General features: G+C 72.8%; 15 protein-coding genes and 1 pseudogene. 4 read left to right on the top strand and 12 right to left on the bottom strand.

Translation table 11 applies throughout. The features are described 5' to 3' along the window. Nucleotides 1–39: 39 nt before the first annotated feature. The 8 genes from Sya03_RS17980 to Sya03_RS17945 form a co-directional block, all read right to left on the bottom strand. Nucleotides 40–1,050 (bottom strand): ABC transporter ATP-binding protein, encoded by a 1,011-nt coding sequence (locus Sya03_RS17980; RefSeq protein ID WP_203939459.1) that lies wholly within the window; start codon nt 1,048–1,050, stop codon nt 40–42. Further along, nucleotides 1,047–2,078 (bottom strand): ABC transporter ATP-binding protein, encoded by a 1,032-nt coding sequence (locus Sya03_RS17975; protein WP_203939458.1) that lies wholly within the window; start codon nt 2,076–2,078, stop codon nt 1,047–1,049. The genes Sya03_RS17980 and Sya03_RS17975 overlap by 4 nt, the downstream gene beginning before the upstream one ends. Nucleotides 2,079–2,085: 7 nt before the next feature. Beyond that, nucleotides 2,086–3,027, bottom strand: coding sequence for an ABC transporter permease (locus Sya03_RS17970; protein ID WP_203939457.1), 942 nt, complete (start codon nt 3,025–3,027; stop codon nt 2,086–2,088). Then, the gene (locus Sya03_RS17965) at nt 3,020–3,946 is read right to left on the bottom strand and encodes an ABC transporter permease (RefSeq protein ID WP_203939456.1); all 927 of its coding nucleotides are present in this window, start codon (nt 3,944–3,946) and stop codon (nt 3,020–3,022) included. The genes Sya03_RS17970 and Sya03_RS17965 overlap by 8 nt, the downstream gene beginning before the upstream one ends. A gap of 128 nt (nt 3,947–4,074) precedes the next feature. Continuing rightward, nucleotides 4,075–5,682, bottom strand: coding sequence for a peptide ABC transporter substrate-binding protein (locus Sya03_RS17960; RefSeq protein WP_203939455.1), 1,608 nt, complete (start codon nt 5,680–5,682; stop codon nt 4,075–4,077). Between the two features lie 346 nt (nt 5,683–6,028). Then, nucleotides 6,029–7,192, bottom strand: a complete 1,164-nt coding sequence (locus tag Sya03_RS17955) for a thioester domain-containing protein (protein WP_203939454.1) — start codon at nt 7,190–7,192, stop codon at nt 6,029–6,031. A gap of 265 nt (nt 7,193–7,457) precedes the next feature. Further along, complete coding sequence (locus tag Sya03_RS17950) at nt 7,458–8,126, bottom strand: response regulator (RefSeq protein WP_203939453.1); 669 nt, start codon at nt 8,124–8,126, stop codon at nt 7,458–7,460. Next, nucleotides 8,123–9,415 (bottom strand): ATP-binding protein, encoded by a 1,293-nt coding sequence (locus tag Sya03_RS17945; RefSeq protein WP_239107665.1) that lies wholly within the window; start codon nt 9,413–9,415, stop codon nt 8,123–8,125. The genes Sya03_RS17950 and Sya03_RS17945 overlap by 4 nt, the downstream gene beginning before the upstream one ends. Before the next feature lie 125 nt (nt 9,416–9,540). Between Sya03_RS17945 and Sya03_RS17940 the strand changes: the two genes are divergently transcribed. The 3 genes from Sya03_RS17940 to Sya03_RS17930 all read left to right on the top strand — a co-directional run bounded on the left by Sya03_RS17940 (nt 9,541) and on the right by Sya03_RS17930 (nt 13,005). Beyond that, a complete protein-coding gene (locus tag Sya03_RS17940) occupies nt 9,541–11,307 on the top strand; it encodes a PspC domain-containing protein (RefSeq protein ID WP_203939452.1) in 1,767 nt (588 codons plus the stop codon). Beyond that, a complete protein-coding gene (locus Sya03_RS17935) occupies nt 11,304–11,672 on the top strand; it encodes a hypothetical protein (RefSeq protein ID WP_239107632.1) in 369 nt (122 codons plus the stop codon). Before Sya03_RS17940 ends, Sya03_RS17935 begins: the two co-directional genes overlap by 4 nt. Nucleotides 11,673–11,769: 97 nt before the next feature. Continuing rightward, entirely contained in the window at nt 11,770–13,005 is a 1,236-nt protein-coding gene (locus Sya03_RS17930) for a phosphatidylserine decarboxylase (protein WP_203939451.1), read from the top strand. Between the two features lie 124 nt (nt 13,006–13,129). Here Sya03_RS17930 and Sya03_RS17925 read toward each other — a convergent pair whose 3' ends face one another. The 3 genes from Sya03_RS17925 to Sya03_RS17915 all read right to left on the bottom strand — a co-directional run bounded on the left by Sya03_RS17925 (nt 13,130) and on the right by Sya03_RS17915 (nt 16,416). After that, nucleotides 13,130–14,113: a CDP-alcohol phosphatidyltransferase family protein gene (locus Sya03_RS17925; protein WP_370871953.1), complete on the bottom strand. Its 984-nt coding sequence runs from the start codon at nt 14,111–14,113 to the stop codon at nt 13,130–13,132. 225 nt (nt 14,114–14,338) lie between these two features. Further along, nucleotides 14,339–15,340 carry an NUDIX hydrolase gene (locus Sya03_RS17920; protein ID WP_203939450.1) on the bottom strand — a complete coding sequence of 334 codons (1,002 nt, stop codon included), beginning with the start codon at nt 15,338–15,340 and terminating at the stop codon, nt 14,339–14,341. 131 nt (nt 15,341–15,471) lie between these two features. Continuing rightward, a complete protein-coding gene (locus tag Sya03_RS17915) occupies nt 15,472–16,416 on the bottom strand; it encodes an NUDIX domain-containing protein (RefSeq protein WP_203939449.1) in 945 nt (314 codons plus the stop codon). Nucleotides 16,417–16,620: 204 nt separating this feature from the next. Between Sya03_RS17915 and Sya03_RS17910 the strand changes: the two are divergent. Beyond that, nucleotides 16,621–16,881: pseudogene (locus Sya03_RS17910) on the top strand (PspC domain-containing protein); the annotation flags it as partial. Nucleotides 16,882–16,890: 9 nt separating this feature from the next. Here the strand turns inward: Sya03_RS17910 and guaA are convergent. Then, nucleotides 16,891–18,438, bottom strand: coding sequence for a glutamine-hydrolyzing GMP synthase (guaA, locus tag Sya03_RS17905; protein ID WP_203939447.1), 1,548 nt, complete (start codon nt 18,436–18,438; stop codon nt 16,891–16,893). Nucleotide 18,439 lies beyond the last annotated feature (1 nt).

Genomic DNA, 18,439 nt, shown 5'->3' with positions numbered 1-18,439 from the left:
CGCGCCCCGCCACAGCGGCCCGTGGGTGGAACGGATCGCCTACTCGACGGCCGAGATCACGTCGCGGACCTCCGCGAAGTGACAGGCGCTCGGGTGCGGCGAGTTCGGCCGCGGCTCCAGCAGCGGCTCCTGCTCGGCGCAGATCGACTGCGCCTTCCAGCACCGCGTGCGGAACCGGCAGCCCGACGGCGGGTTCGCCGGCGACGGCACGTCGCCCTCCAGCACGATCTGGTCGCGCAGCCCGCGCAGCGTCGGGTCCGGCACCGGCACGGCCGAGAGCAGGGCCTGCGTATACGGGTGCGTCGGCTTCTCGTAGATCTCCTCGTCGTTGCCGATCTCCACAATTTTGCCGAGGTACATCACGGCGACCCGGTCGGAGATGTGCCGCACCACCGACAGGTCGTGCGCGATGAAGATGTACGACAGCCCCAGCTCGTCCTGCAGCGCCCCGAGCAGGTTGATGACCTGCGCCTGGATCGACACGTCCAGCGCCGACACCGGCTCGTCGCAGACGATGATCTCCGGCCGCAGCGCCAGCGCCCGGGCGATGCCGATGCGCTGCCGCTGACCGCCCGAGAACTGGTGCGGGTACCGGTTGATGTGCTCCGGGTTGAGGCCCACCGTGTCCAGCAGGTCCTGCACCTTGCGCTGCCGGTCGCCCTTCGGCGCGACGTCCGGGTGGATCTCGAACGGCTCGCCGATGATGTCGCCGACCGTCATGCGCGGGTTCAGCGACGTGTACGGGTCCTGCAGCACCATCTGGATGTTGCGCCGGGCCCGGCGCAGCTCGCCGCCCTTGAGCGTCACCATGTTCTGGTTGCGCACGTTGATCGCGCCGGACGTCGGCTTCTCCAGGCCCACCAGCAGCTTGGCGAGGGTCGACTTGCCGCAGCCGGACTCGCCGACCACGCCGAGCGTCTCGCCGCGGCGCAGCTCGATGTTCACCCCGTCGACGGCGCGCACGGCGCCGACCTGGGTCTGGAAGACGATGCCCTGGGTGATCGGGAAGTGCTTCACCAGGTCCTTGGTCTCGAGCACGATGTCGCTCACGAGCTCACGACCTCCTCCCAGAAGTGGCACCGGGCGGTGCGGTCGGCGGCGACGGTGTACGGCGGCGGGGGCGGATCCTGCCGGCAGACGTCCCGGGCGTAGCCGCACCGGGGGTTGAAGGGGCAGCCCGGCGGGATGTTCGTCAGCGCGGGCGGCAGGCCCTTGATGACGCTGAGCTGCTGGCCCTTCATGTCGAGCCGCGGGATGCTCTCGAGCAGCGCCTTGGCGTACGGGTGCGCCGGCCGGCTGTAGATGTCGTAGACCGGCGCCTCCTCCACCACCTTGCCCGCGTACATGACCGAGATGCGGTCCGCCACGTCGGCGACCACGCCCATGTCGTGGGTGATGAGGATGAGGCCCATGTTGCGCTGCTGCTGCAGCTCCGCCAGCAGGCCCATGATCTGCGCCTGGACGGTGACGTCCAGGGCGGTCGTGGGCTCGTCGGCGATGAGCACCTCCGGGTCGAGCGCCAGCGCCATGGCGATCATGACGCGCTGGCGCATGCCGCCGGAGAACTGGTGCGGGAAGTCGTTCACCCGCGACGCCGCCGCCGGGATCTTCACCTGGTCGAGCAGCTCGATCGACCGCTTCTTCGCGTCCGCGCGGGACATGCCGCGGTGCATCCGGAACAGCTCGCCGAGCTGGAACCCGACCGTGAAGACCGGGTTCAGCGCCGACAGGGCGTCCTGGAAGATCATCGCGATCTGGTTGGCGCGCACCCGCCGGCGCTCGTTCTCCGGCAGTTTGAGCACGTCGACGCCGCGGTAGCGGACCTCGCCCCGGGTGATGAACCCGGGCGGGCTGTCGAGGATGCCCATGATGGCCTGCGCCGTCACCGACTTGCCGCAGCCGGACTCGCCCAGGATCGCGAGGGTCTCGCGGGGGGCCAGCCGGAAGTTCGCCCCGTTGACGGCCTTGGCGACGCCGTACTGGGTGCGGAACTCGACGTGCAGGTCGGTGACCTCGAGCAGGGGGGCGTTGGGGTCGACGCCGGGTACGGCCTCGAACTCAGCCTTGATGTCGGTCATGACGGGGTCACCGCAGCTTCGGGTCGAAGGCGTCGCGAATCGCGTCGCCGAGCATGATGAACGCGAGCACGGTCACGGCCAGGAAGACGGACGGCCAGACCAGCGGGGCGGCGGCGGTGCGCACGTACGGCGACGCCTCCGCGATGGAGATGCCCCACGAGATGGCGTTGCCCTTCAGCCCGACGCCGAGGAACGACAGCGTCGCCTCGCTGGCGATGTTGATGCCGAGCAGGATCGTCAGCACCACCACGAACGGCGCCGCCGAGTTCGGCAGGATGTGCCGCAGCATCAGCCGGCCGGGGCCCGCGCCGAGCATCCGCGCCGCCGCCACGTAGTCCTGGTTCTTCGCCGAGATCACCGACGAGCGCATGATGCGCGCCGCGGTGGTCCAGCCCAGCACGCCGAGCGTCACGGTGACCGCCCAGACCCCGTTGTTCTGCGGGTCGGCCGACAGGCGCTTCGCCAGCACGATCGCGGCCAGCAGGAACGGGATGCCGAGCACGACGTCGATGAACCGGGACAGGATCGCGTCGACCCAGCGGCCGAAGTAGCCGGACGACATGCCGATGACCAGGGCGATCAGCCCCGACAGCAGCGTCGCGACCACGGCGATCTGGATCGAGGCGCGCGCCCCGTGGATCGTCCGGGCGAACGTGTCGCAACCCTGGAAGTTGTACCCGAAGTACGCGCTGCCGCTCGGCCCGTCGTACTGCCGCGACAGCGCGCAGGACCGCGGGTCCGCCGAGGTGAACAGCGTCGGCCAGATCGCCATCAGCAGGATGATCAGCACCAGGACGGACGCCGCCCAGAAGATCCAGTTGCGCCGCAGGTCGCGCCACGCGTCGCCGGCGAGACTGCGGGGCTTGTCGGTCTTGAGCGGACCGCCCGGATCGGTCGGGACGTCGGTGTTCGGCGCCTCGCTGGAGGTGATGACGGAGGGGTCACTCATAGCGGATCCTCGGGTCCAGGGCGGCGTACAGGAGGTCGACGATCAGGTTCGACACCAGGAAGACGATCGTCAGGATGCTGACGAAGCCCACGACGAGCGGGCCGTCCTCCGTGCGGATCCCCCGGAACAGGTTGAACCCGACCCCCGGGATGTTGAACACGCCCTCGGTGACGATCGCGCCCGACATCAGGCCGCCGAGATCGACGCCGATGAGGGTGACCACCGGGATGAGCGAGTTGCGCAACACGTGGACGCCGATGACGCGCCGACGGGACAGGCCCTTGGCGCGGGCGGTGCGCACGTAGTCGGACCGCAGGTTCTCCGCGACCGACGCCCGGGTGACCCGGAGTTCGGTGGCGACCACCAGGCTGCCCAGCACGATCGCCGGTAGCAGCAGTTGGAAGAAGGTCGCGTCGCGTCCGGCCGTGGCCGGGAACCACTGGAACTTGATGCCGAAGATCAGCTGCGCGAGCGGTGCGAGCACCACGATCGGCAGCGCCAGCAGGACCAGCGTGAAGACCAGCGTGCTGGTGTCGAACGGGCCGCCCCGGCGGATGCCGGAGATGACGCCGGTCGTGACGGCGAACGTCGCGCCGATCACGATCGCCATGAGGGCCAGCTTGATCGTGACGGGCCAGGCGTCGGCCATCATGTCGCCGATCTGCCGGCCGGTCAGCGACCGGCCGAAGTCGCCCGTCAGCAGGCCCTGCATGTAGTAGCCGTACTGGACGATGAAGGGTTCGTTGAGGTGGTAGAGCTCGGTCAGTGCCTGCCGCTGGTTCTCGGGCAGGGGTCGCTCGCCGGCCAGGGCCTGAAGGGGGTCGTCCTGGTTGGCGAACATCAGCGCGTACACGATGAAGGTGGCCCCGAAGAACGTCAGGACCATCTGGAGTAGGCGCCGCACGAAATAGCGGAACATTCGGTTCGGCCTCATCCGCGGAAGAAGCGTCGCACGCCTTGTGGGCCTGCGACTACGTCGGGGGAAACGGCAGTGGCGTCACGGTTTCACAAAACCCGTGACGCCACCACCGCTCAAGCGGGTCTAGCTCAGGACGCGACTTCGATCTTGAAGATGTCCACGCGGGCCTGCGCGTCGACCACGACGTTCGTGACCTTCTGCGAGTGGCCGAACACGTTCTGACCGTGCCGCAGCGGGATGACCGGCATCTCCGCGGCGAGGATGTCCTCGGCCTGCTGCCACTTCTGGATGGCCTCCTCCGGCGTACCGGCGGCCGAACCCTCGGCGACGAGCTTGTCGAACTCCTTGTTGCTGTAGCCGTAGTAGTTCGACGAGCCGTTGGTGCCGTACAGCGGGCCCAGGTAGTTCTCCATGAGCGGGTAGTCCATGATCCAGCCGAGGCGGATCAGACCCACCGGCTCCTTCTTCTCGACCTTGGTGAGCAGGTCGGCGAACTTGGGCTCGCCCACGCCGGTGCACTTGATGCCGAGGTTGGCGATCAGCTGGTTGCACATCGCGTCGACCCAGGCCTTGTGGCCACCGTCGGCGTTGTACGTGATCTTGATCTCGGCGGGACCGCCGGCCTTGGTGTACATGTCCTTCGCCGCCGCGGCGTTGAAGGTGCACGCCTCACCGCACGAGTTGTCGCGGTAGCCCGCCACCACCGGGGAGACGAACGACGTCGCCGGGGTCTGCGAACCGAGGAAGATCTGGTCGGTCATCTCCTGGCGGTTCGTCGCCATGGAGATGGCCTTGCGCACCTCGACCTTGGAGAACTCGGGCTGGAACGTCGGGAAGCCCACGAAGGCGAACGACGAGCTCGGGCTCTTCTTGAAGCGGTCACCCAGGTCGGCCGGGGCGGTGCCCAGGCTCTCGATCGGGATCTGCGTCTGGACGTCGACGTTGCCCGCCACCAGGTCGGCGTACTCAGCCTTCTGGTCCTGGTAGATCTTGTAGGTGATGCCGTCGACCTTGACCGGGTCGCCCTTGAACTCGGCGAACTTCTCGACCACGATCTGCGAGTCGTGCTCCCACTTGCCCTTCATCTTGAAGGGGCCGTTGCCGATGGGGGCCTCCTCGAAGCCCTCGGCGAGGACGCCGGGCGAGGAGAACGCCGCGTTGGGCAGCGGGTAGAAGGTGGTGTAGCCCATGACGGACTCCCAGCCGGAGAACGGCGCCGAGAGGGTCACGGTGAAGGTCGTGTCGTCGACCTTCTTCAGACCGCTGAGGGTCTTGGCCTTGGGCTCCGGGGCCTCCTGCGGACCGTCCTCGTCCGGGTCGGTCGACTGCAGGTCGGCGTAGCCCTCGATGCGCTCGAAGAAGTACGCGCCGCCGTTGCCGTTCGGGCCGTACGCGCCGTGGTTCCACGCGTTGATGTAGCTGTCGGCGGTGACCGGCTCGCCGTTGTGGAACGTGAAGCCCGGCTTGAGCTTGACGGTCCACACCTTGTTGTCCGGGGACTCGATGGACTCCGCCGCCACCAGGAACGGGTTGTTCTGCGCGTCGAAGTTCACCAGCGGGTAGTACAGGGCGGCCAGCACCTGCGCACCGCTGGACTCCGTCGTGTTCGACGGCAGCAGGTGCTGCGGCTCGCCGATACCGATGATGACGGTGTTCGACGTGGCTTCGGGCTCATCGGAGCCTCCGCCGCTGCAGCCTGCGACAAACAAAGCGATGGCGGTCGCACCGACCGCCATCTTCAATGGGCTTTTCCCAAGCACGGGAGTGCCTCCTCAAGACGCTCACGAGGGGGTGTGTGAGTGAATGTCACTGTGACACCGCCGAGCCGGTGGCGTACAGGTGCCGTTATCAAGCCGATACTAGCCCGGGATCTGCCCGCCGCAGACCGAAGATCCTTTTTTCGGTGTCCGACCGCCCCCTTGACCTGCCACTCCTTGGTGATCTTCGCGCCCGGAACCGGCGTTCAAGGTCACTTCTGCCGGATGTGATCCGTCCGTTCGGCCAGCCGTGGGTGACGAAGCGGCCCCGGTGCGTGTACGCACCGGGGCCGGATCGTTGCCGGGCGGGCCGGCGTCAGGTCGGTCAGGCGGTGAAGCGGACCTTCCGGCGCCGCACCACGATCAGCGCCGCGACACCCGCGGCGAGCAGCAGCACGCCGCCGATGATGGCGCCGTACAGCGAGGCGCCGGTCTGCGGCAGCTCGCCGCCGTCGCCGCCGCCCTCACCCGGCACGCTGGGCGACGGGGCGGGGGTGGACGGGGCCGGCGAGGTCACCGACGGGCTCGGCGACGGGCTGGTCACCGACGGGGTCGGGCTGGGGGTGGTCTCCGGCTTCGGGGTGAACGCGGCCTTGGCGCCCGCGGTCAGCTCCTCGCCGATCTGGCCGGCCAGGATGAGCTTCTGCCGCTTGGCCTGCTTGCCGCCCTTGAACAGGAAGACCCGGCCGGTCGAGTGGGACGCCTGGGCCTTGGCCGCCACGGTGACCTCGCCGGGCGTGTCCCGGGTCAGCCAGAACTGGCCGCCGTTGGTCACCGAGGTGACCGGGTCGCCCGCGGCGTCGACGGCGGTGCCGCCGGTGACGGTCAGCGGGATGTCACCGCTGGGGCCGGTGACGGTGAACGGGCCGGCCTTCTGTCCCGCCTCGACCGACGCGGCGGACGCCGGGTCGATCTTCAGCTCGGTCTTCGGCTCGGGCTGGTCGGTGGCGTTGGTCTTCAGGAAGCCGTAGACCTTGGCGACGAGCCGGTACTCGTTCTGCCGCAGCCGCCCTTCGCCCTCCCGGCCGTTGCCCGCGAGGTTCGCGTCGTCGCTGAAGTGCCACACCGTGACCTGGGTGGCGAGGTACAGCAGCTCCTTGACGCGCTTCGCGCCCAGCTGCTCGCCCTCGGTCGTCGCGCCGGCGTCCGCGAGGAGCTTGGCGTTGTCGTCGGCCCCCTGGTAGCCGTGCAGCAGCACCCACTGGACCTTGGCGAGGTTCTTGACCTCGGCCTCCGACCAGGTGCCCTCCTCGTAGTCCTTGCCGAGGGCGACCGGGTGGTGCAGGTCGATGCAGTAGGTGACCGCCCGCTCGTTGCCGAGCTTGAGCCACATCGGGTGGATCTGGGTGTAGCCGATCCGGTTGTCGCCGGCCTTCTCCAGCCGGACCTGCCCGTAGGACTTGCCGCCCTCCGGAACCGCGACGACCGGGTCCGCGAGGGCCGGCGTGGCGCCGACCAGACCGATCACGACGCCGGCCAGGACCGCCATCCCGGCACGCCGCAGACCGGCGGACTTTCCTCCCCTGAACACGCTTGTCTTTCCCTCTCCCCAGAGACGCATCGCGCACAGCGAAGCGCGCGATGACATGGACGTGCGTCATCGCGGGGCAGAGGAATGAAGGGTAGAGAGCCCGCTCGCGATCGACGCGACCGGGCATTTTTAGCAGCACAGGTGAGCGCTTGTCACGCCCCAGAAACCACAGGAGTCACACGGGCCCCAGCCCGAATCGCATCGAGCTGCGTGAAAGGGCAGGTCAGACGAGTCGCCGATCCGCGGCCCACCGGGACAATTCGTACCGATTAGACATCTGAAGTTTCCGGAGGACATTCGACACATGGGTCTCGACCGTCTTGATCGAGATGAACAGTTCCCGGGCGATCTCCTTGTACGCGTATCCGCGCGCCAGCAGCCGCAGCACCTCGCGCTCCCGGTTGGTGAGCTGGTCCAGCTCCGGGTCGGCCACCGGCACGTCCGGGCGGGCGGCGAACGCGTCCAGCACGAACCCGGCCAGCCGGGGGCTGAACACCGCGTCGCCGTCGGCCACCCGGCGGATCGCCGCGGCCAGCTCGTCCGGCGAGATGGTCTTCGTGACGTAGCCGCGCGCGCCGGCCCGGATCAGCCCGATCACGTCCTCGGCGGCGTCCGACACCGACAGCGCCAGGAACTTCACGTCGGGGTGGGTGCGCCGCATCGACTCCAGCACGGCCCGGCCGCCGCCGTCGGGCATGTGCACGTCCAGCAGGACGACGTCGGGCAGGGCGGCGGCGATCCGGCTCACCGCCTCGGCGACGGTGCTGGCCTCGCCGACCACGTCGACGTGCCGGCCCAGCTCGGCGCGGACCCCCGCGCGGAACATGGCGTGGTCGTCCACCAGGAACACCCGCAGGGTGCGGGGGGCTTCGCCGGTCGTGGAGTCGGTCATCGCGCGCCGTCCTTCCCGGCCCCGACGCTCTCGCGCGCGACCGCCATCATGAGCCGGACCTCGGTGCCCTCGCCCGGGGTGCTGCGGATCTCGGCGCGACCGCCGTGCCGCTGCATCCGGCCGATGATCGAGCCGCGTACACCGTGCCGGTGGTCGTCGATCGTGTCCGGGTCGAACCCGGCGCCGCGGTCGCGGACGAAGACGCTCAGCTGCTCGTCCTCCACCTCAGCGTAGAGGGACACCGTCTGCACCCCGGCGTGGCGGGCGGCGTTCACCAGCGCCTCGCGGGCCGCGGCGACGAGCGCGACGACCTTGTCGCCGGTCTCCGCGTCGCCCACGACGACCGTCTCGACGGTGATGCCGTACATGTCCTCCACCTCGGCGGCCACGTGCTCCAGCGCGGCGCCGAAGCGCTCCGTGGGCGACGCGGTCGGCCGGTACAGCCAGTTGCGCAGGGTGCGCTCCTGGCCGCGGGCGAGCCGCTGCACCGTCTTGACGTCGGCGGCGTTGCGCTGGATGAGGGCCAGGGTGTGCAGCACCTCGTCGTGCACCATCGCGGCGATCTCGGCGCGCTCCTGCTCGCGGATGCGGCCCTCGCGCTCGGTGCGCAGCTGGCTGAACATGCGCCACAGCACCGGGGCGGCCACCACGGCGACGCCGACCAGGCCGATGAGCGCGAAGATGACGCCGTTGAGGACGGCGGCCGAGTCGCCGCTCGGGGCGTACACGGCCACGACGCCGATGATGCCGACGCTGACCAGGATGCCGCCGCCGATGAAGCGCAGCAGGAACGTGCGCCGGTCGTTCTCCGCCACCACCGCGCCCAGCCACGGCACCTGCGGGACGGTCTCGCTCCACTGCTGGCGGCGGGCCGGGTCGGACTGGTGCCAGATGACGCCCGCGCCGACCGCGATCACCGCGACGAGCCAGCCGGCGGTGCCGGCCACCGAGCCGGAGCCCAGCAGCACCTGCACCAGGATCGCGCCGAGGCCGATCGCCACGAACGGCAGCAGCTCGGCGAGGTCGCGGCGGCGCGGCGGGCCGGCGGCCGGGCCGGCGCCGGGGTGCTGGGCGGGCAGCACCGCCCAGAACGCGGAGTAGAGGAGCAGCCCGAGGCCGTTGAAGCCGAGCAGCACCACGAACGCCACCCGGATCGCGACCACCGGCACGCCCAGGTGGAGCGCGAGCCCGGACGCGACGCCGGCGACGTACCGGTGGTCGCGCACCCGGTGCAGGCGGCGGGGCTGGGTGTCGATGCTGATGGCGGGCTCCTTCCGTGACCGTTCGATCGTCACACGCCGGGGGGCCCGCGGACCACGGGGACGTCCCCGATCGGCGCGGACCGCCGATATCAGGGTTGCGTCAGGGTCGCCGCCTGAGGTCCGTCGGGTCGCCCGGCGGTCAGGATCGAGGCATGACGGACAACCCTGCCGAGTCCCGCGGACCGGCCGCCGCTCCCCCGCCGGCTGACGACCCGGCGGACTCGTCCGGCTTCCCGCCGCCCCCGCCCCCGCCGCCGCAGCCCGGCCCGCCGCCCCCGCCGCCCCCGCCGGGACCGGCCGGCCCGCTCGGCCCGCCGCCGGGCCCGCCCCCCGGCCCGGCCGGTCCGCCGCCGCCGGGCGCCGGCCCCACCTTCGACAGCGGGTACGCGCACAAGGGCGGCCCCACCGGCGGCCCCACCGGCGGCCCGTTCGGCCCCGGCGGACCGTTCGCGGGCTGGGGCGGCGCCACCGGCTTCGCCCGCGAGCAGCTGATCCGCCCGAACCAGGGCCGCTACGTCGCCGGCGTCTGCGCCGCGATCGGCCGCGCCACCAACACCGACCCGGTGCTGTGGCGGGTCATCCTGGCCGTCCTCGGCTTCTTCGGCGGCACCGGCGTCCTGCTCTACCTGGTCGGCTGGCTGTTCATCCCGGCCGAGGGCGACAGCGCGTCGCCGGCCGAGTCGCTGCTCGGCAAGGGCCGCTCCCGGATGCAGCCGGTCGTGGTGGTGCTGCTCGGCGTGCTGACCGCGATGACGTTCGCGTTCATCGTCCGCGACGGCTTCCGGGCCGCGCTGCTCGCCGGGGCGATCCTGGTGGGCGCCGCGTTCCTGCTGCGCCGCAACGCCAACGCGCAGGCGGGCGTCCCCGCCGGCACGGCCGCCGGGTTCGGCCCGCCGCCGCCCGCCGCGCCGCCGGTCGCGGACCCGGCCGCCCCCGCCGCCCCCGGCGCTTTCCCGGCCGGCGACCCGGGCGCACCGCCGCCCCCGCCGCCGGCGTTCACCGCGGCCACGGCCGCCGCGGCCGCCGGGCACCGGCCCGGGGTGACCGAGCCCGTGGACCCGTACCGCGACGCCGCCGAGCCGCCGACGGCCCCGCTGCCGCCCGTGCCGCCCGTGCCGCCCGTGCCGCCCATGCCGCCCGCGCCGCCCACGGGCCCGCTGCCGCCCGGGCCGCCGCCGCCCGGGGCCACCGGGTACCGGCCCCCGTTCGCCCCGCACGGCCCGTACGCGGGGGCGCAGGGGGGCTACCCGCCCGGGCCCGCCGCGCCGCCCCCGCCGCTGCGGCCCACCAGGCCGCCGAAGCCGCCGAAGGAGCGCTCGGTGCTGGGCCGGCTCACGTTCTTCGTGGCCGTCATGGCGATCGGCGCGCTCGTCGCCGTCGACGTCAGCGGCGCGGCCGCCGTGCCGGTCGCCGGCTACCTCGCGGCGGTGCTGTTCGTGGTCGGCGCCGGGCTGCTGGTGGGCGCCTGGTTCGGCCGGGCCCGCGGGCTCATCGCGCTCGGCATCGTCCTGTCCGTGCTGATGATCCCGGCGACGCTCGCCGAGTCGTGGCGCGGCCTGCGCGGCGGCACCATCACCTGGACCCCGCAGGACCAGGCCAGCGTGGCCGACCGGTACTCGTACCCGTTCGGGACGGCGACCCTCGACCTGCGCTCCGTGCCGTTCGCGACGGGCCAGCAGTTGGAGATCGCCGCGGAGATGCACCTCGGCAAGCTGATCGTGCGGGTGCCGCCGAACGTCGACGTCACCGCGAGCGTCGACATGGACGCCGGCGACGCGCAGGTGTTCGGCCAGCGGTGGAAGTTCGGCGACACCCGCAGCGTCAGCGAGATCATCGACAACGGCGGGGACGGTCCGGGCGGCGGCGCCCTGCGCCTCAACCTGTCCCTGAACGCCGGCAACGTGGAGGTGACCCGATGAGGCCGCACCGCACCGACGGGGTGTCCCTGAGCTTCGGCCTGATCTTCCTGGCCGTGGTGGCCTTCTGGGCCGTGACGCGGTTCGTGACGATCGACCTGCCCGCCGTGGGCTGGCTGGTCGCGGGCGGCCTGCTGCTGTTCGGCCTGGTCGGCCTGCTGAGCGCGCTGCGGTCCAGCCGGCGCGACGCGGTGCAGCCGCCCGTGCGGGCCGAGGCGGCGGTGGAGCCCGACCTGGGGCTGCCGCCGGAGATGCACGCCGACATCGTCCGCGAGCTGATGACGGACCCGCGGTCGCGGGTCGACGACGAGCCGGTGCCCGCCGATCGGGCCGCCGACCGGCGAGCCGACGGCGACGCGCGTCCCTGACCGCACGCACCGGGCCTTAAGCTGGCCGGTGGCGGACTCCCGCCACCGGCCGGCGCCGTTTCCTGGCCCGCACATTCTCCCGAGGAGCCCGGACGAGATGACACAGTTCCCGACGGACGGTTCCGTCCCGCTCGGCCCGCGCGCCGCGCGCACGCTCACCACCGAGCTGGCCCGGCACAACGACGCCCGCAACGCGCTGCTCGTCGGCGCCACGCCGGGCTCGGCGGTGCTGGCCGCCGCGGTCGAGGCGCTGCTGCCGGGCGACCGGCTCACCCTCGTGCCGGACGCCGGCACTGGCGTCGGTGACCTGCGCCGGCACGTCGCCGCCCAGGGCAGCTGGGTGGCCGAGCGGGTGCGCGTCGTCGAGTCGCTCGGCGAGGCCGACCCGGCCGACATCGTCGTGCTGGGCGAGGCCCTGGCCGGCACCGCCGACGAGGCGCGCGCCACGCTCGACGGCCTCACCAAGTACCTGACCGAGGGCGCCGTGCTGTCGGTCGCCACCGCCGCGGTGCCCGGGCTGGGCTCCGGCGCGGCCACCGAGCTGTTCCGGCAGGGCGCCATGTTCGGCGTCGGCACCGACCTGGTCGTGCGCAACGCCCCGCCCGTGCGGGTGCACCACCTGCGGTTCACGGCAGCCCCGGCCGCGGCGGCGGAGAACCTGTCCCCCGCCCACCGGCCGTCGAGCGTGCGGCTGACCCCCGCCATGCACATCGACTCCAACGGCGTGGCCGCCGCCGGCATCACGCTCGGCCTGGCCGCGCTGGCCAAGGCGGTGCGCCCGAAGTCCCGGCTGTGGCTGGTCCCGGCCCTGCTGACCGCCCCGGTGGCCGCGTTCTTCCGCGACCCCGAGCGGGACGTCCCGATGGAGCCCGACGCGGTCGTGGCCGCCAGCGACGGCAAGGTGCTGTCCGTCGAGCGGCTGCGCGACGAGCGCTTCGGCGACGGCGAGTTCCTGCGGATCGCCGTGTTCCTGTCCGTGTTCGACGTGCACGTCAACCGCACCCCGGTCGCGGGCCGGGTCGCCGACCACTTCGTCGTCGACGGCGGCTACGTCAACGCCATGAAGCCGGGCGCGGAGCACAACGTCGCCGCGTACACCGTGCTGGACACCGCGCACGGCACCGTCGTCGTCGCCCAGCGCACCGGCCTGATCGCCCGCCGGATCGTGCAGCGCGCCCCCGTCGGCGCCCTGCTGGCCCGCGGTGAGCGCTTCGGGCTGATCCGGTTCGGCAGCCGCACCGACGTCTACCTGCCGGCCGACCGGGCCGAGGCGCTCGTCGCCCCCGGCGACAAGGTGGTCGGCGGCGCGTCGGTCATCGCCCGCTGGCTCTGACCCACCGGTTCCGCCGAGGCCGCGTCCCCAGCCGAGGGCGCGGCCTCGGCCGTTCCGCCCCCGCAAACGGGCGAGGCCGCGGCCCCCTGGTGACGGGGAACGCGGCCTCGGGCCGGACGACGGATCAGGCGGTGCGGCGGCTGCGCAGCCAGAGCACCGGGCCGCTGGCCAGGTACGCCGCGACGAGCAGCACGAAGGTCAGGCGCCAGTCGGCGAACGCGCCCACCAGCGGCACCAGCCACAGCCACGGCGGCATCTTCACCAGCCGGGCGAGCTTGGCGTACGGGAAGCTCGACACCATGGCGACGGCCAGCAGGGCGACCCCGCCGAGCAGCACCAGGCCGGGCACCGGCAGGCCGATGACGACCGACAGCGCGAGCACGGCGGCGGCCATGGTGGTGGGCACGCCGCAGAAGAAGCGGCCGTCCTTCGGCGAGACGTTGAAGCGGGCCAGGCGGATCATCGCGCAGGCGGCGACGAGGCCGCAGGCGACGGCGGCGGCGCCGGTGGGCACCGTGCCGGCCACCGACGCGTACACGACGACCGGCGCGGCCAGGCCGAACGAGCACATGTCGGCCAGCGAGTCCATCTGGGCGCCGAACGGGCTGGACACGCCCAGCTTGCGGGCGAGCGCGCCGTCGAGCCCGTCGAAGATCACGCAGGCGACGAGGAACGCGGCCGCGAGCCGGACGTCGCCGCGCATGGCCAGGAAGATGGCGAGCATGCCGAGGCCGAGGCTGGCCAGCGTGCACCCGTTGACGACGGCGAAGCTGACCCGCCGCGCCACGGTGTGCTCACCGGGCAGCAGGGACGGGCCCGACTCCTCGACGACGGCGCCAGGGGCGCGCAGCGCGGGCGGCGGCTCGATCGCGGGACCGACCAGGCGGCCCTCGATCGCCGGGCGCGGCGCGAGCAGTTCGGAACCCGTGTACAGCACCTCCGAGCGCACCGCCGTGGCGGCGCGGCCGGACTCGGTGCGGCGGCGGCCGACACGGACCGTGAGCGCCTGCCGGGCGATCGAGCCGGAGCGGCGCAGTCGGCCGGCCCAGCGACGACCACCGGGGCGGCTGTCCGTCGATCGCTGCCTGCGCCAAGGGGCTCTCGGCACTGCTCCTCCATCGCTGTCGCGCGGTACTGGCTGGATGTCGGCTGTCACGGATTGTGACGTCCGAGTTTGGGCGGGATATACCTTCGCACAGCGGGACGCTCTTGGCGAGACCCGGCGTGGTGGACCTTCAGATGTAGTGAACCGCGGGCGGGCCCGCTTTAATCCGGCGTTCGCGTCGGCGCCGGCGGCCTTCGACCTCAGCGTACCCGCGCCGATCCATGCGAATCACTGAACCGATGATCCGGCATGCCACCAGGGCACCGCCCAGTGCGCCGCGTCCGTCAGCGGGGTCTCCGCCAGCTCGTCCGCGGTGAACCAGCGCGCGTCCCGGGTCGATCCGCCGGCCGCTTCCGTCACCACTGGTTCTGTCGGCACGTCGACGACAACTCTGAACAGAACGCGGACCACGTGCCAATCGATCGGGTGACCCTCGGGGCCCACCGCGGCCGGGTCGTGGCGGTGCGCGGCGGCCAGCAGGCCGGTGACCCGGCCGAGCTGGCCGGCCTCCTCGTGCAGCTCGCGCAGCAGCCCGACCTCGGGGCGTTCGCCGTGGTCGGTGCCGCCGCCGGGCAGGTGCCACCGGCCGGCGCCGGGGTAGCCGGGCGCGATGAGGGTGAGCAGGATCCGGCCGGCCGGGTCGGTGACCAGCCCGTACGCCCCGAAGCGCTGGCCCCGGGCGACCGGGGGGACGGCGTGCGGCGTGGCGGCGGAGCCGGCGGCGCGCGGCCCGGGCTCGGCGGCACCGGGTTCGGCGGCCAGCTCGGCCGAGCTCGGCCAGGCGCCGGGCGGCCCGGCGACACCGGCGCCGATGACGTCGGCCGTGAACGGCAGCATCGGCAGGTCGGCCAGCTCGTCCGGCGCGAACCAGGCGGCCCGGTCGGTGGTGCCGTCCGGTTCGTCGGTGAGCGCGCCGCCCGTCACGGTCACCTCGTAGACCAGGCGGTCGGCGTGCTCGAGGGCCCCGGGCAGCCGGCACACGTCGGCGAGCGCCGCCATCAGCTGGCCGACCCCGACGGCCAGGCCGGTCTCCTCGCGGAACTCGCGCATGACGCCGTCGGCGGGCGCCTCGCCCTGGTCGAGGCCGCCGCCGGGCAGCGACCACCAGCCGGGGAACGCCGACCGCGCCGACCCGCGGGCGAGCAGCACCCGGCCGCCCGCGTCGCGGCAGACGCCGTAGACGCCGATCCGGCGGGTGCGCCGCAGGGTGGTCTCCGTGGTGTCAGCCATCGCGGCCGACCTTACGGCAGCCACCGGGACGCCCGATCATGCCGCGCCCGGCCGCGCGGCCGCGGTCGGCCTGGCCGCGGTCGCCCGAGGCGGCGCGGGCCGGGTCGGCGCGGCGGGCCGTGCCGGGGCGGTCAGAGCTTGGCCGCGTGCAGGGCCTCGGCCGTGACCTCGGTCAGCTCGTCGGGCTTGAGGGTGGCGAGGTCCTCGTGGGAGAACCAGCGGGCCTCCGACGTCGAGCCGCCCACGTCGCCGACGACGACCGGGGCCGGGTGGTCGACGGCCACCCGGTAGAAGGCGCGCACGCCGTGCCAGTCGATCGGGTAGCCCTCGGGGCCCAGCGAGGCCGCGTCCCGGTGGCTGGCGACGCCCAGCAGGTCGAGCAGGCGCCCGTGCTGGCCGGTCTCCTCGACCAGCTCGCGGATGAGCGCGGTGCCGGGCTGCTCGCCGTAGTCGGTGCCGCCGCCGGGCAGGTGCCAGCACCCGGCGCCGGGGTAGCCGGCCGCGACGCGGGTGAGCAGGACGCGCCCGGCCGGGTCGGTGGCGATGGCGTACGCGGCGAAGCGCTGGGCGCGGTGCAGGCCGTCCGGGCCCTCGTAGGCGTAGAAGGACGGGAAGTCGGGGACCTCCTCCGGCCGCAGGTCGGCGGAGGCGGCGGGGAGCCCGAGCGCGGCCGCGGTGAACGGCCGCAGGCGCAGCGTCTCCGCCTCGGCCAGGGTGTGCCAGCGGGCCAGGTCGGTGGGCTGACCGATGCGGTCGCACAGGGTGCCGCCGCGGACGGTCACCTCGTACACCAGGCGGTCGGTGTGGATGGTGACGCCGCGCTGCGGCAGCGAGCGCATGTCGGCGAGGACGTCGCGCAGCCCGGAGACGGCCACGGACAGGCCGGTCTCGGCGGCGGTCTCGCGGACCACGGTGTGGTTCGGGTCCTCGCCGTGGTCGACCGCGCCGCCCGGCAGGGACCAGACACCGGGGGTGCCGGACCGCGGGGAGGCGCGGACCAGAAGGACGCGGCCTTCGTCGTCGGTCGTCACGGCGTACGCCGCGATCCTGCGGAGGGGTTCCAGCGCGGGGGTCACAGGGCGGAAGTATGACCGGATTATGTTACCTCCAAGAATCGTCTGTCGGATTCCTGACAGGACGATGACGCCAAGTAACCGCTGTTCAGGGAGCATTTCCGCACTCAGGGCAGACGGTCAGTGACGGGGCGTGAGCGGAAGAGTCAGACGTTTGGGACACCCCCTGCGGGCCCCGATTCAGGGTCACGATCGGGGCGGCCACCGATGCCGGCCGGGGTCGCGACGGCGCACCGTGGAGGCATGACACAGCCCACCGCCCCGTACCGCCAGCTCCGCCGCCCCACCACCGACCGCATGATCGGCGGGGTGTGCAGCGGGCTGGGTCGCTACTTCACCGTGGACCCGACCCTCGTGCGCGTGCTGTTCGCCGTCGCCGCCGTGCTCACCGGCGGGCTGGCGCTGCTCGCGTACCCGGTGATGTGGTTCCTGATGCCCGAGGAGCCGGCCGACGCCCCCGCGTGGCCTACGGCCTGATCACTCCCACTCGATCGTGCCCGGGGGCTTGCTCGTCACGTCGAGCACCACGCGGTTGACCTCGGGCACCTCGTTGGTGATGCGCGTCGAGATCTTCGCGACCACGTCGTACGGCAGGCGCGACCAGTCGGCCGTCATGGCGTCCTCGCTGGAGACCGGGCGCAGCACCACGGGGTGCCCGTAGGTGCGGCCGTCGCCCTGCACGCCGACGCTGCGCACGTCCGCGAGCAGCACCACCGGGAACTGCCACACGTCGCCGTCCAGGCCGGCCGCCGTCAGCTCCTCGCGGGCGATCAGGTCGGCCGCGCGCAGCACGTCCAGGCGGTGCCGGTCGACCGCGCCGATGATGCGGATCGCCAGGCCCGGACCGGGGAACGGGTGCCGCTGGACGATCTCCGCCGGCAGGCCCAGCTCGGCGCCCAGCGCGCGCACCTCGTCCTTGAACAGCGTGCGCAGCGGCTCGACCAGCGAGAACTGCAGGTCGTCGGGGAGCCCGCCCACGTTGTGGTGGCTCTTGATGTTCGCGGTGCCGGTGCCGCCGCCGGACTCGACCACGTCCGGGTACAGCGTGCCCTGCACGAGGAACTCGACGTTGCGCTCGGCGTCGACCTCGCGGGCCGCCGCCTCGAAGACCCGGATGAACTCCCGGCCGATGATCTTGCGCTTCTGCTCCGGGTCCTCGACGCCCTTCAGCGCCCCCAGGAACCGCTCCTCCGCCTCTACCACCTTGAGCCGGATGCCCGTCGACGCCACGTAGTCCTTCTCGACCTGCTCGGCCTCGCCCGCGCGCAGCAGGCCGTGGTCGACGAAGACGCAGGTCAGCTGGTCGCCCACCGCCTTGTGCACCAGCGCCGCCGCCACCGCCGAGTCGACGCCGCCGGACAGCCCGCAGATCACCTGCTTGTCGCCGACCTGGGCGCGGATCGTCGCCACCTGGTCGTCGATGATGTTCGTCGGGGTCCAGGTCGGCTCGATGCCCGCGATGTCGTACAGGAACCGCTCCAGCATCGCCTGGCCCTGCGTCGTGTGCGCCACCTCGGGGTGGAACTGCACGCCCGCCCGGCGCGTGGCCGCGCTCTCGAACGCCGCCACCGGCGCGCCCGGCGACGCCGCCGTCACCGCGAAGCCCTCCGGGGCCGCCACCACGCTGTCGCCGTGCGACATCCACACCGGCAGGTCCGCGGGCAGGTCACGCAGCAGGGTGCCGCCGGCCGGGGTCAGCGGGGTACGCCCGTACTCCCGCGCGCCGGTGTGCGCCACCGTGCCGCCGAGCGCCTGGGCCATCGCCTGGAAGCCGTAGCAGATGCCGAAGACCGGGACGTCGCTGTCGAACAGGCCCGCGTCGAGCACCGGGGCGCCCGGCTCGTACACACTCGACGGGCCGCCGCTCAGGATCACCGCGGCCGGGTTCTTCGCCAGCATCTCGGCGACCGGCATCGAGTGCGGCACGATCTCCGAGTACACCCGCGCCTCGCGGACGCGCCGCGCGATCAGCTGGGCGTACTGGGCCCCGAAGTCGACAACCAGGACGGGACGCGGAGTGCTCATG

The organism is Spirilliplanes yamanashiensis (assembly GCF_016863475.1).
Taxonomy (GTDB): Bacteria; Actinomycetota; Actinomycetes; order Mycobacteriales; family Micromonosporaceae; genus Spirilliplanes; species Spirilliplanes yamanashiensis.
This window is presented reverse-complemented; position numbering and strand designations above follow the sequence as displayed.